The sequence below is a fragment of the Pseudoclavibacter sp. RFBI5 genome (genome assembly GCF_002931395.1).
Taxonomy (GTDB): Bacteria; Actinomycetota; Actinomycetes; order Actinomycetales; family Microbacteriaceae; genus Pseudoclavibacter.
Window position 1 is genome coordinate 23,710 of the sequence record NZ_PSYA01000015.1, and the last position, 13,115, is coordinate 36,824.

Consider the following 13,115-nt stretch of genomic DNA (forward strand, 5'->3'; position numbering starts at 1 on the left):
ACGCACCAACGCATCGCAGAACGAAGGAGACACGCGAATGACGACAACGAACTTCCCAGACGGATTCCTCTGGGGCGGCGCGACCGCAGCCAACCAGCTCGAGGGCGGCTACCTCGACGGGGGCAAGGGCCTCTCCATCCAGGACGTCATGCCGAAGGGCATCATGGCGCCGCCGACCGAGGGGCCGACGGACGACAACCTCAAGCACGTCGGCATCGACTTCTACAACCGCTACGCGGAGGACATCGCACTCTTCGCCGAGATGGGGTTCAAGACGTTCCGCTTCTCGATCGCGTGGAGCCGCATCTTCCCGAAGGGCGACGAGCTGGAGCCCAACGAGGAGGGCCTCGCGTTCTACGACCGAGTGCTCGACGAGCTGGAGAAGCACGGCATCGAGCCGCTCGTCACGATCTCGCACTACGAGACGCCGCTGCACCTCGCGCAGCAGTACGACGGCTGGGTGAGCCGCGAGCTCATCGGCTTCTACGAGCGCTACGCCCGAGTGCTGTTCGAGCGCTACGGCTCGCGAGTGAAGTACTGGCTCACGTTCAACGAGATCAACTCGGTGCTGCACGCCCCGCTCCTGAGCGGTGGCATCCTCACACCGAAGGAGCAGCTCAGCGAGCAGGACCTGTACCAGGCCATCCACCACGAGCTCGTCGCCTCGGCGCTCGCGACGAAGATCGCGCACGAGGTCGCCCCGAATGCGCAGGTCGGCTGCATGCTCATCGCCATGCCCGTCTACCCGCTCACGCCGAGCCCCGCGGATGCGCTCAAGGTCATGGACGTCGACCACTCGAACCTCATGTTCGGCGACGTGCACGTGCGCGGCGAGTACCCGGGCTTCGCGCTGCGCCTCTTCAAGGAGAAGGGCATCGACCTCAACATCACGGATGAGGACCGCGAGATCCTGAAGAACACGGTCGACTTCATCTCGTTCAGCTACTACATGAGCATCGCCGAGACGGCGGATCCCGCTGCCGGCGCCGGTGAAGGCAACATCATGGGCGGCGTGCCCAACCCGACGCTGGAGAAGAGCGAGTGGGGCTGGGCGATCGACCCGACCGGCCTGCGCATCGTCATGAACCAGTTCTGGGAGCGGTGGCAGAAGCCGCTGTTCATCGTCGAGAACGGGCTCGGGGCGAAGGACCAGCTCGTCGAGATCGACGGCGTGAAGACCGTCGATGACGGCTACCGCATCGCCTACCTCAACGACCACCTCGTGCAGGCAGGCGAAGCGATCGCTGACGGCGTCGAGCTGCTCGGCTACACGACGTGGGGCTGCATCGACCTCGTCTCGGCGAGCACGGCGCAGCTGAGCAAGCGGTACGGCTTCATCTACGTCGACCGCAACGACGACGGCTCCGGCACACTCGAGCGCTACAAGAAGAAGTCGTTCGACTGGTACGCCGAGGTCATCCGCACCAACGGAGGAAGCCTGCAGGCGTAACGGCCAGCATCCCGAGCCCCGGTATCCGGCCCTCGCGGCCGTACGCCGGGGCCGGTACTCGCAGGAGGCGGGTCGCGCACATCGCGCGGCCCGCCTTTTCGCGTCGAGCGGGCGGGGAGGTGGCGCCGGAGGCGGGATGGAAGGACAGCCCGCCCGGCTACCCGCCGCGCGTGTTGCCTGTGAGGCAACTCGGGGTCGAGCGTGCGCCACTTTCTGACGTGGTTGATGACGCAACGTGACGCCGCCTGAAGCCCGACAACGTTCGGCGAAGGGAAGCGACGACGGTGCCTGTTCACGCGATGGGCGCTTCCGTACCTTTCGAGGGATCCTCCCGCCTCCCGTCGAAAGGCCAGCATGCCCACCGAGCTCGCCACCTCCGCGCCGACCGCGCCGCTCTCCTCGCTCGAGGGAGCGCAACCGCTGCAGCGGCTCATCGGCGAGCTGCAGGCGGAGCTGCCGCAGCTCGAGGTGCGCGTGCCCTCGGCGCTGACACGCGAGTACGCGGTGGATGCGAGCACGAGGGGCCGCCTCGCCGGCATCGACATCGGCCCGGCCGTCGCGTTCCCGAGCACGGCCGCGGAGGTGCAGGTGATCGTGCGAACGGCGGCCGAGCTTGGCATCGCGGTGGTGCCGCGCGGCGCTGGCTCCGGCCTCGCAGGAGGCGCGACCGCCGACGAGCGGCAGCTGGTCGTCTCGACGGAGCGCCTCGACCGGGTCGTCGAGGTGAGCCCGCTCGACGAGGTCGCCGTGGTCGAGCCGGGCGTCATCAACGCCGACCTCAACCGCCACCTCGAGCCGTACGGCCTCTTCTACGCCCCGGACCCGGCCAGCTGGGACATCTCGTCCATCGGCGGCAACATCGCCACCAACGCCGGCGGGCTGCGCTGCGCGAAGTACGGGGTCACGCGCGAGTCGATCCTCGCGCTCGACGTCGTGCTCGCCGACGGCGCCCTCGTGCACGTCGGCCACCGCTCCATCAAGGGCGTCACGGGCCTCGACCTCGTCTCCCTCTTCGTCGGCTCGGAGGGCATTCTCGGCATCGTCGTCGCGGCGACCGTGCGCCTGCGTCCGATCCCCGTCGCCCGCCGCACGGTGTCGGCGTTCTTCGCGACGACGGCAGCTGGCGCGGATGCGCTCGCCGCCATCACCCGCAGCACGGTGCGCCCGAGCGTCGTCGAGTTCTTCGACTCCCGCACGCTCGCGAACATCGACGCGCACAGCGGCAGCACGCTCACCGCCCGCGGTGGCGCCCTGCTGCTCATCGAGCTCGACGGCTACGGCATCGACGAGCAGTCCGCGGATCTCCGCTCGGCGCTCGAAGCCGTCGGCGGGCTCGTCACCGAGGAGAGCGTCGAGGACGGCGAGGCGCTGTGGGAGCTGCGCCGTTCAGGGCGCGGCTTCGATCCCGCCGAGTGGTTCGCGGGCGGCGACATCGCCGTTCCCAAGTCACGCATCCCCGACATCTTCGCCCACTTCCCGGTCGTCGAGGAGCGCTTCGGCGTCACGGTGGGCGCTGTCGCGCACGCCGGCGACGGCAACCTGCACCCCGTCATCACGCTCCGCATCCCGGAGGGAGCTGACCCGGACGTCGTCCCGCCGCAGCTGCACGACGCGGCCGTCGCCCTCGCCGAGTTCGCGCTCGAGCTCGGCGGAACCGTGAGCGGTGAGCACGGCATCGGCTCGTCGAAGCTCGACCTCGCAGCCCTCGAGCTGTCCGAGCGGAGCCGGGAGGCGCAGCACGCCATCAAGCACGCGCTCGACCCCGCCGCGCTCTTCAACCCAGGCAAGGCCATCTGACCCGGCGCCGCGAGCGCCCCATCCCGAGCGACCCATCCCGAGCATCCGCTCACCAGCACCAGCACCAGCACACGTACACGCACCCACCGACCACCCGCAATCCCCAATGCAGACCCCGAGAAAGCAGCCACCACCATGTCGACACGACACCCACGACTCCGACGGAAACTCGCCGCAGCCATCGGCGTGCTCGCCAGCATGTCGCTCCTCGCAGCCTGCGCGACGTCCGACGCCGCCCCGGGAGCCGCGGGGGAGGGCGAGCCGAAGAACGGCGGCGACATCACGTTCCTCATCGACTCCCTCGGCGACAGCTGGATCCCCAACAACAGCGCCATCTCCAGCTACCAGGGGCACGTCTGGGGCCACGTCACCGACAAGCTCGTGTACGTCGACGGCGAGGGCAACGTCAGCCCGTGGGTCGCGGAGAGCTGGGAGCAGAACGACGACGCGACGGAGTACACGCTGCACCTCAAGGACGGCGTGACCTTCTCAGACGGCACCCCCGTCGACGCCGCGGCGGTCGTCGCGAACCTCGACATCTGGGCCAAGGGCGACCCCGACCGCGGCATCAACCGCATCGGGCTGTTCCCCGCCGCGAACTACGACGGTGCGACCGCGGTCGACGCGGCGACCGTCGAGGTGAAGTTCTCGAAGCCCACCCTCGGCTTCATCCCGACGCTCGGCTACCACGGCTCGATCCTCACCTCACCGGCCGTCATCGCGCTGCCGGCCGAGGAGCAGGCCGACCTCAGCAACTTCGTCGGCAGCGGCCCGTTCACGGTCGAGTCCTGGCAGGAGGGGCAGGACGTGGTCCTGACCAAGCGCGAGGACTACACCTGGGGTCCGGAGGCGCTCGAGCACACGGGCCCCGCGTTCCTCGACTCCATCACCTACCAGATCGTCGCCGAGCCGTCGCTGCGCACCTCCTCGGTGCAGGCTGGCCAGGCGGACGTCGCCTACAACACCTCCCCGCAGGAGCTGGATGCGCTCGCCGACGAGGGCCTCGAGGTCGCGGTTCCCCGCTACCTGGGCTTCGTCAACGGCTACGCGCTGAACACGCAGGTCGCCCCGTTCAACGAGACCGAGGTGCGTCAGGCATTCCAGCACGGCATCGACCGCGACGAGATCCTCTCCACCGTGTACACGGAGGACTGGGAGGCCGCGGAGTCGTTCATCCAGAGCAACGTCCCCGAGGCGACGGACCACAGCGACGCGTTCGCGTTCGACCCGGAGGAGTCGAAGAAGCTGCTGGATGCGGCCGGCTGGACGGCAGGCGCTGACGGCATCCGCTCGAAGAACGGCGAGACCCTCGCCGTGACGCTCTACCCGAACCCCTACCTCGCCACCTCGCAGTCGGTCGACGAGCTCGTGGCGCAGCAGCTCAAGAAGATCGGCTTCGACGTGAAGATCGAGGCGTACGACGTCGTCACGTACGGCGAGCGTGTGCTCAACAGCGGCGTCGAGATCCAGGCCACCGAGATCACGCGCAGCTTCATCGACGTCGGCACGGTCGCGGGCATCCTCACGAGCCTCAACGAGGGCGACGAGGACTGGTTCGGCGTGGGAACGAGCGACACGAAGCTCAACGAGTACGCCGAGGGCATCTCGAGCTCGAGCGACACCGAGGCGCGCGCGGCGCTCGCCGACGAGCTGCAGGGGTACGTGCTCGAGCAGGGCTACTTCGCCCCGATCACGCAGATCGTGCAGCGCGTGTACGTGCAGTCGCCGAACCTGCACGGCGTCACGTACAACGGCGTCGCGTACGCCAACTACGCCACGGCCTGGGTCGACTAGGCCCCGGCCGGCGGGAGGGGACCAGCATGAGACAGAACTACACGCGCTTCGCGCTGAGGCGCACGGGCCAGGCGATCATCGTCGTGCTGCTCGCCTACGTCTTCACGTTCTTCGTCATCAGCGTGCTGCCGGGGGACCCGGTCACGAGCACGCTGCGCAACCCCGACAACGGGTTCACGGAGGAGGAGATCGCCCGCATCGTGGCCTACTACGGCCTCGACCAGCCGCTGCTCGTGCAGCTGTGGGGTTCGCTCACGAGGTTCGTCGTCGGTGACTTCGGCGTCTCGCTGCGCTCGAACCTGCCCGTCGCCGACCTCATCGGGGATGCGCTGCCCTCGACGCTCGCTCTCGCGGGCAGTGCCCTCCTCGTGGCGGTTGTGCTCGCCGTGCTCATCGCGTTCGGCACGCAGGTGCTGCCGGTCCGCTACGGCCAGGGCGTCCTGCGCGCGTTCCCGTCGCTGTTCCTGTCGGTGCCGAACTTCGTCATCGGCCTGCTCCTCATCAACGTGTTCGCGTTCGGCCTCGGCCTGTTCCGCATCGTCGACCCGGAGAGCGCGTGGGCGACGTTCTTCGCCGCCGTCGCCCTCGGCATCCCGGTCTCGGCGCAGATCGCGGAGGTGCTCATCACGAACCTCGATCACGCGTCCTCGCAGGAGTACGCGTCGGTGGCGCGCTCCCGCGGGCTCACGCAGCGGCGACTCTTCACGCGGCACCTCCTGAAGCCGTCGGCGCTGCCCGCGGTGACGGTGCTCGCACTCACGGTGGGCGAGCTGCTCGGCGGCTCCCTCATCACGGAGGCCGTCTTCGGGCGCAGCGGCATCGGCAGCATCGTGCAGCGGGCCGTCGCCAGCCAGGACCTGCCGGTGCTGCAGGCGGTCGTCGGCCTCGCCGCCGTCGTCTTCGTGCTCGTCAACCTCCTCGCCGACCTGGCCTACCCGATCCTCGATCCGCGCGTCGACATCGAAGGAAACCGTAAGAAGGGCGGGCCCGTTATCGGCGACGCGGACGCGTCGGCACCCGAGTCCTCCTCCACACCGTCCGACTCCCCGGTCAAGGAAGAGGCGAGCATCGTATGACCTCCGCAGTTCTGAACGCCGCACCGGGCGCGACCGGCTCCCGCAGTCCCAGGGCCGCGTTCAAGGTTCGCGCGATCGGCGTCTTCCCCCCGACGGTCGTGCTGTCGTTCGTCGTCATCGCCCTGGTGCTCGCCTGGTCGCTGCTGCCCGGCGTCTTCACCTCCTCCAGCCCGGTCGACGGCGTCCCCGCCGACAAGTTCCTGGCGCCCAGCCCGCAGCACTGGTTCGGCACCGATCACCTCGGACGCGACCAGTTCGCCAGGGTCGTCTTCGGCACGCAGTCCTCGATCTCGTCGGCGCTGGTCGCCGTCATCATCGGCGTCGTCGTGGGCGGCGCGATCGGTCTCATCGGCGGGTTCATCGGCTCCTGGACCGACACGGTGCTCGCCAGGTTCGTGGATGTGCTGCTCGCCATCCCCAGCTTCCTCCTGGCCGTCGTCATCGTCTCCTCCCTCGGCTTCCAGACCATCAACGCCGCGATCGCCACGGGCGTGTCCGCCGTCGCGGTGTTCGCCCGCGTCATGAGGTCCGAGGTGCTGAAGACTCGGCGGGCCACGTTCGTGGAGGCCGCCTACCTCCAGGGCGGGTCGAAGTGGCACGTGCTCGGCCGCCACGTCCTCCCCAACGCGTCTCGCTCCGTCCTGGCGCTCGCGGTGCTGCAGTTCGGGCTCTCGATCCTCGTCATCGCTGGCCTCGCGTTCCTCGGCTACGGCGACCCGCCGCCCGCATCCGACTGGGGGCTGCTCATCTCCAACGGCAAGGACTACCCGCGGGCACCCTGGCTCGTGCTGTGGCCAGCGCTGGTCACCATCGCGACGGTGCTCTCCGTCAACCGCATCAGCCGGTGGCTCCGGCAGACGTCCTGACCGAACGCACGAGAGGCACGCAATGACCCACGCATCTGCATCTGCACCCGCACCCGCTCCCGAATCCTCCGCTCAGCCCCTCCTGCAGGTCGAGAACCTGTCGGTCGCGTACGGCAGGAGCGAGGTCGTCTCCGACGTCAGCTTCACGCTGAACCGCGGCGAGAGCCTCGCGCTCATCGGCGAGTCCGGGTCCGGGAAGTCCACGATCGCCCGCGCGATCCTGCGCCTCCTGCCGGACGGCGGTCGAGCGGCTGGGAGCATCCGCTTCGAGGGGAAGGACGTGCTCGCGTACTCGCCGCGCCAGTTCCACCCCCTGCGCGGTACCCGCATCGGCTTCGTGCCGCAGGATCCGGCGAATGCCCTCAACCCGGTGCGCACCATCGGCTCCCAGGCGCACGAGGCGGCCGACCTCGTCGACGGCCTCTCCCGCGACGAGCAGCGGGAGCTCATCTTCGCGACGTTCGAGCGGGTCGGCTTGCCCGACCCGAAGCGCGTGTACGAGTCCTACCCCCACCAGCTCTCCGGCGGCATGCTGCAGCGTGTGCTCATCGGGCTCGCCGTGCTGCCGAGCCCCGAGCTGCTCATCGCGGACGAGCCGACGAGTGCGCTCGACGTGACGATCCAGAAGCGCATCCTCGGGGTGCTCAGCGAGCTGCAGAGCGAACTGGGCATCGGGCTCGTGCTCATCACGCACGACCTCGCGATCGCGGCCGAGCGCACGCAGAAGATCGTCGTCCTCAAGGGAGGCGAGGTGCAGGAGGCCGGCGCGACGGAGCACGTGTTCACCGAGTCCACGTCGCCGTACACGGTTCGTCTGCGGCAGGATGCCCCCGCCCTGAACCCCGACCGCTACGGTTCGCTGCTGCAGCGCGACAGCCGCGGCGCCGCGACCGAGCAGGTCGCGGTCACGGGCGTGTCGAAGAGCTTCTCGGTCGGGGAGCGACGGGTCGCGGCGTTGGACGACGTGTCGTTCGCGGTGAGGGCAGGCACGACGCACGCGCTCGTGGGGGAGTCCGGCTCGGGCAAGACCACGGCTGTCCGCATTCTGCTCGGCCTCGAGGAGGCGGACGCCGGCGAGATCCGCGTCGGCGACGAGCGAGTCGACGGCAGCTCTCCCAAGCAGCTCCGCGAGATCCGCCGCCACCTGCAGCTCGTCTATCAGAACCCGTTCACCTCCCTCGATCCGACGTGGCGTGTGGAGCGCATCGTGCGCGAGCCGCTCGACCGCTACAAGGTCGGCGACAAGCGAGAGCGCGCCGAGAAGGCTCGGGCCGCCCTCGCGTCCGTCGGCCTGGGCGCGGAGTTCCTGTCCAGGAAGCCGTCTGCCCTCTCCGGCGGCCAGCGCCAGCGTGTCGCCATCGCGCGCGCCCTCGTGCTCCGACCGGACGTGCTCGTGCTCGACGAGCCGACCTCCGCCCTCGACGTGACCGTGCAGGCGGAGATCTTCGAGGTGCTGTTCCAGCTGCAGGCTGAGCTGGGGCTCACCTACCTGTTCGTCTCCCACGATCTCGCACTCGTCCGCCAGGTCGCAGACACGGTGTCGGTGCTCCAGGGCGGCAGGGTCGTCGAGTCCGGACGGGTTGCCGAGGTGCTCGCGCATCCCGAGCAGCCATACACGCGGGCCCTCATCGATGCCATCCCCACGCCCCGGTACGGGCATGCGGCCCCGTTGGCGGATGCGCACGCGACGCCCGCCGTGCAGGTCCCGGCGCTCGTCTGAGCGACCCGCACCTCCGAACCTCCACCTGAACCGACCGAGGCCGAGCGCCTCGTGCGAGAGAGAACGACGACACCATGACAAGCACCGCCAGCACGCAGACCCTCCTGCAGAGCACGCCGCAGACCTCCCCGCCGACCTGGACGTCGACGGAGCTCGCGCGTGCCTTCAACGCGCCGAAGGGCTTCGGCGACGCGACCCTGCGCGACCGGCACCCTGACTCGATCGAGCTGCTCGGCGGCATCCCCGACCCGTCGGTGCTCCCCTCCGCCGAACTCGCCGAGGCGACCGCGCGGGTCCTGTCCGTGCCGGGCGTGCCGGCGCTGCAGTACGGGCGAACCGAGGGCGTGCCCGCGCTCCGGGAGTGGATCGCCGCACGCGAGGGCGTGCCGGTATCGCGTGTGCTCATCACGAACGGCGGGTTCCACGGCATCTCCCTCGCCGTGCAGCTCGTGGTCGAGCGGGGCGGCCTCGTCGCGGTCGACAACCCGATCTTCCCGCTGTTCCTGCGCGGCCTCGAACTCTCCGACGCGAGGATCCTGCCGATCACGGTCGGCCGCGATGGCTTCGACGTCGCCGAGCTGGAGGCCCATCTGGTCGCTGGCGCGCGTCCGGCGGCCGTCTACACGGTGCCCGACTTCCACAACCCCTCGCAGCACAGCTTGGCTCTCGAGGGGCGCCGTGAGCTCGTGCGCCTCGCGGAGCGGTACGACTTCATCCTGCTGGCCGACAACCCGTACCGGGAGCTGCGCTTCCGCGGCGATGAGCTCGACTTCGAGATCTTCAACAGCTCCTCGCACGTGATCCACATCAACACGTTCACGAAGACGCTCGGCCCGGGCCTGCGCCTCGGCTGGATCGTGCTGCCGGAGCGGCTTGTCCCCGACTTCGTGTCGCTGCGCGCGCGTCAGGACTCGCACTCCTCGCAGCTCGTGCAGCATGCGGTCGCCGAGCTGCTCGGGACGACGCCCACGTTCTTCGACGACACGCTCGCGTCGGCGCGAGAGCTGTACCGGGAACGGGCGGATGCGCTCTCCGCCGCGCTCGAGGCCCACGCGCCCGGGGCCTTCGAGATCGACGCGCCAGATGGCGGCCTGTTCCTGTGGCCGCGCCTCGTCGACGACGCGATCGACGCGGACAGGCTCGCCGAGGATGCCAGCGCTGAGGGCATCGGCTACCAGCGCGGCTCGTTCTTCCCGTCTGGGCCGGGCACCGACGCGCCTCGCCGCCTGCGGCTCGCCTACGGAGACACCCCCGTCGAGCGCCTGCAGGAGGCGGCCGCGCGCCTCGGCCGCGCACTCGAGAAGCAATAAGCGGACTCATGCCAAAATATTCGGGTGGCTTCTCCGCAACGATACCGGCGTCGGGGCAGGGGTGCGGCTGAGTTCGCCGAACTCAGCGGCTACCGCGTCGAAGGTGCGCAGGCGGAGTTCGCGGTCGATGTCACGGCCATCGACCTCGGCGATGTCGCCATGTGGCGGCTGCACCTCACGCCCGTGCAAGCCACGATCGCGGACGTCCTGCCTGGGGAACTCGAGACGGTGCAGGTGCTCTCCACCGTCTCGGGGACGATGACCGTCAGGATCGCCGGAATCTCCCACGAGCTGACTCCGGGCTCGTACCTCCTCTTCGACCCGCGGCGGCCGCACGATGTGTCGAGCGCGGATGAGACCACCTCGTTCCTCTACTCGGTCCGGCGCTCCGCGGTCGAGCCGATCATCCGGGAGTTCCCCCTCAGGGTCGACGCAGACCCTGTCTACAGTCGCGCCCTGCGCGCGCTCGTCACGAGCATCCTGGACTCCGAGAGGGACTACTCCGGGCCCGGCGCGGGAAACCTGCGCATCGCGATCGAGTCGGCGCTGCTCGCGAGCATCGCGGAGGCGGTGGGGCGTTTCCGGGCGACCACGAGCGAAGGCGGCGACCGGTTCCTGGTCCTGATCGAGGGTGCCAGGCAGATCATCGCGGGAGAGTTCGCCGACCGTTCGCTCTCGGCGACCACCCTCGCGCGGCGCCTCAGCGTCTCGCGTTCCCTGCTGCACAGGGCGTTCGAGAGCGTCGGCATGACGCCAGCGGTGGAGCTGCGCAACGCTCGGGCGAGGCATGCCAGGCACCTCCTGGCTACGGGCGATTCGCCGACGCAGCGCAGGGCCGCGGCCAGGGCGTCGGGCTTCGCATCGGTGACATCGATGCTCGCGGCGATCGAGGCACTCGGCCGCGACTGACGCCGGAGCGGCCTGTTCTGTCGCGAGAATCGTCGATTCCGTCGCCGGACCGACCGGAAGGTCTATCCCTGCGCATAGAGTCGCGAGGTCGAACGCTCGTGTGCCCCCAGGCGACGTAGCGCGACCACGGACGCGAATCGCTCAGATGCGGTACGCCCACTCCTAGCACTCCGCAGCACCGCACTCCCACGCGGTGCTCGCTCGTGTGCCCAATTTTCGGAACCCAGAAAGTCGCGCAATGAACACCTCCCCCGAACCCGCCAACGTCGCAGCAACGCCCACGACGACCACCCGCCGCACCCTGCTCACCGCAGCCGCCTGGTCGGCGCCGGTCGTGGCCACAGCCATCGCGGCTCCCCTCGCAGCCGCCTCCACGCTGTGCGTCGACCCCGACGTCGGCATCAACTGGGGGCTCGCGACCGTCAGCGGAACCGCGGCGACCCTCGGCGCATCCTCGACCCTCGACCGCACGGCCGTCTTCCGCCCGCAGAACTCGACCCGGCCCACGACGTCCAACATCAGCGCCACGGTGCGCCACACCTTCAGCGGCAACATGCGGGCGGAGACGAACGACGGCACCGTCTCGGCGCAGAACGTCGGCGGCATCGGCCAGCGCGGCTACCAGATCAACCAGTTCAACGGCCCGAACGCCCTGACGCAGCCGTCTGCAAACGACTTCCAGACCGTCGTCTTCACCTTCGCTGAGGACCTCTACAACGTGCGCTTCTCCATCACCGACATCGACCGGCTCTGGCGAGCGGGGAACGGCCTCACGCGCGACTTCCTCGACGGTGTTGTGCTCGAGTCCGCGGCACCGAGGACGTTCTCGATCCCGAGCGGCTCCACGGTCACGGGCGCCGGGACCGCCACGAGCCCCTGGTACAACTCGGTCGACGGCAACAAAGCCGAGGACGCCCCCGGTGGCCAGGTCGACGTCGTCTTCGCCGGCCCGGTGCGCTCGTTCACGGTGCGCTACTTCAACCTCGGGTACATGCTCGGCACCACGAACAACACGGTGAACACCGACAACGACCAGACGATCTTCGTCACCGGTCTGCGGGTCGAGCGCCGGGCCGCCTGCTAGGGCAGTCCAGCTCGGTCGCCTCTCACCCTCCTCCGGCAGGCGAAGCTGAACCGTCGGTCGTCCCAGCCTCGGGCCCGGGACGGCCTGCGGTTCGCGGCCGCACACCGGGAGGCGCGCGACGTGGCGCTCGAGGCAGCGGGCCGCGCACTCGCCGAATCGGCGAGCGGGGCCCGCTGCTGCGAGCTGCTGCTGCGAGCCGCTGGACCAGTCGCTCGGTCCAGGCTGCTGAACCAGGCAGCGGAACGGAGGCGCCAGCACCGGCCGACGTCGGGGCGTTCTGCCCTGGATTTACTGCTCGGCGCTTGCGGGCGAGCCTGCGCGGGTCAGCCCGCGCTCGTCGAGCAGGCGGCGAGCCAGCACCGTCGAGCCGGCGACGGCAGCAGGCATCGTGAAGACGGCCCCACCAGGCACCATGAAGCAGAGCTGCGTCGCGACGCCGAAGCCGAGTAGCTGCGCACGATTCCCGCGGATGACGGAGGCGCGCTGCTCGCCGAGCAGCCGGCGCGCATCCAGTGCCCTGCCGGTGAGCTCCCGAGACAGGACCGTCCCATTGAGCGTGACGCCGACGACCGCCGCGGCGACCGAGCCGATGAGCGGGATGACGCCCACGATCGCGACGGCGATGGCCGCGAGGATGCCCATGCCGACGAGCCACAGGCTGCCTCTGACCGCCGCGAGGAGCCCGAGCCCCTCGCCCGGGTTCTCGTCACCGAGGTCGCGCTCGACGGACAGCCAGATGCGCTCGTAGAACGGATCGCCGACGGTCAGCGTGATGGCGGTGAACGTCGTGACCGACAGGAAGACGCCGCCCGCGACGATGAGGGTCATGAAGGCGATGCGCAGGACGTTGCGCCACACCTCGTCCCACGACGCCGCCCAAGGGGTGGCCCACGCGACGAGGTCGTCGACGAAGAACAGGAGCGTGACGAGCGCGGCGCCAACGAGCAGGAAGACGATGAGCGCCGGGATGAGCCCGAGCAGCATCAGATGCGGCTTCTTCTTCCAGTACCCGAAGCCCAGGAAGAGCGCGCTGACGCCTGAGAAGAACTGCCCGATCATGCCACCGAGACTACTGAGGCGCGGCAGGGAAGCGGATGCGTGCATCCGTT

The 13,115-nt window shown here is 69.5% G+C and carries 10 protein-coding genes; 9 read left to right on the forward strand and 1 reads right to left on the reverse strand.

The genetic code is table 11. From position 1 onward, the window contains the following. Window positions 1-37: 37 nt before the first annotated feature. The 9 genes from C5E06_RS17365 (at window position 38) to C5E06_RS17405 (ending at window position 12,006) form a co-directional block, all read left to right on the forward strand. Window positions 38-1,450: a glycoside hydrolase family 1 protein gene (locus C5E06_RS17365; RefSeq protein ID WP_104244338.1), complete on the forward strand. Its 1,413-nt coding sequence runs from the start codon at window positions 38-40 to the stop codon at window positions 1,448-1,450. Between the two features lie 354 nt (window positions 1,451-1,804). Beyond that, the gene (locus tag C5E06_RS17370; RefSeq protein ID WP_104307690.1) at window positions 1,805-3,247 is read left to right on the forward strand and encodes an FAD-binding oxidoreductase; all 1,443 of its coding nucleotides are present in this window, start codon (window positions 1,805-1,807) and stop codon (window positions 3,245-3,247) included. 135 nt (window positions 3,248-3,382) lie between these two features. Further along, window positions 3,383-5,041: an ABC transporter substrate-binding protein gene (locus tag C5E06_RS17375; protein ID WP_104307691.1), complete on the forward strand. Its 1,659-nt coding sequence runs from the start codon at window positions 3,383-3,385 to the stop codon at window positions 5,039-5,041. 26 nt (window positions 5,042-5,067) lie between these two features. Further along, entirely contained in the window at window positions 5,068-6,117 is a 1,050-nt protein-coding gene (locus C5E06_RS17380) for an ABC transporter permease (protein ID WP_104244344.1), read from the forward strand. After that, window positions 6,114-6,983, forward strand: a complete 870-nt coding sequence (locus tag C5E06_RS17385) for an ABC transporter permease (RefSeq protein ID WP_104307692.1) — start codon at window positions 6,114-6,116, stop codon at window positions 6,981-6,983. Before C5E06_RS17380 ends, C5E06_RS17385 begins: the two co-directional genes overlap by 4 nt. 22 nt (window positions 6,984-7,005) lie before the next feature. Next, complete coding sequence (locus C5E06_RS17390; protein WP_104307693.1) at window positions 7,006-8,703, forward strand: ABC transporter ATP-binding protein; 1,698 nt, start codon at window positions 7,006-7,008, stop codon at window positions 8,701-8,703. A gap of 74 nt (window positions 8,704-8,777) precedes the next feature. Then, a complete protein-coding gene (locus tag C5E06_RS17395; RefSeq protein ID WP_104307694.1) occupies window positions 8,778-10,013 on the forward strand; it encodes a PLP-dependent aminotransferase family protein in 1,236 nt (411 codons plus the stop codon). A 24-nt stretch (window positions 10,014-10,037) separates the two neighbouring features. After that, window positions 10,038-10,922 (forward strand): helix-turn-helix domain-containing protein, encoded by an 885-nt coding sequence (locus tag C5E06_RS17400; protein ID WP_104244352.1) that lies wholly within the window; start codon window positions 10,038-10,040, stop codon window positions 10,920-10,922. Window positions 10,923-11,160: 238 nt separating this feature from the next. Further along, window positions 11,161-12,006, forward strand: a complete 846-nt coding sequence (locus C5E06_RS17405) for a hypothetical protein (RefSeq protein ID WP_104244354.1) — start codon at window positions 11,161-11,163, stop codon at window positions 12,004-12,006. Window positions 12,007-12,294: 288 nt separating this feature from the next. On the opposite strand, the gene C5E06_RS17410 is transcribed toward C5E06_RS17405, so the two are convergent. Further along, window positions 12,295-13,065 carry an EI24 domain-containing protein gene (locus C5E06_RS17410; protein ID WP_104307737.1) on the reverse strand — a complete coding sequence of 257 codons (771 nt, stop codon included), beginning with the start codon at window positions 13,063-13,065 and terminating at the stop codon, window positions 12,295-12,297. Window positions 13,066-13,115: the final 50 nt, after the last annotated feature.

What these genes read in the sequence shown, in the direction of transcription:
- C5E06_RS17365 (WP_104244338.1), top strand. Translation starts at nt 38, where the DNA reads ATGACGACAACGAACTTCCCAGACGGATTCCTCTGGGGCGGCGCGACC.
- C5E06_RS17370 (WP_104307690.1), top strand. Translation starts at nt 1,805, where the DNA reads ATGCCCACCGAGCTCGCCACCTCCGCGCCGACCGCGCCGCTCTCCTCG.
- C5E06_RS17395 (WP_104307694.1), top strand. Translation starts at nt 8,778, where the DNA reads ATGACAAGCACCGCCAGCACGCAGACCCTCCTGCAGAGCACGCCGCAG.
- C5E06_RS17375 (WP_104307691.1), top strand. Translation starts at nt 3,383, where the DNA reads ATGTCGACACGACACCCACGACTCCGACGGAAACTCGCCGCAGCCATC.
- C5E06_RS17405 (WP_104244354.1), top strand. Translation starts at nt 11,161, where the DNA reads ATGAACACCTCCCCCGAACCCGCCAACGTCGCAGCAACGCCCACGACG.
- C5E06_RS17390 (WP_104307693.1), top strand. Translation starts at nt 7,006, where the DNA reads ATGACCCACGCATCTGCATCTGCACCCGCACCCGCTCCCGAATCCTCC.
- C5E06_RS17410 (WP_104307737.1), bottom strand. Translation starts at nt 13,065, where the DNA reads ATGATCGGGCAGTTCTTCTCAGGCGTCAGCGCGCTCTTCCTGGGCTTC.
- C5E06_RS17385 (WP_104307692.1), top strand. Translation starts at nt 6,114, where the DNA reads ATGACCTCCGCAGTTCTGAACGCCGCACCGGGCGCGACCGGCTCCCGC.
- C5E06_RS17380 (WP_104244344.1), top strand. Translation starts at nt 5,068, where the DNA reads ATGAGACAGAACTACACGCGCTTCGCGCTGAGGCGCACGGGCCAGGCG.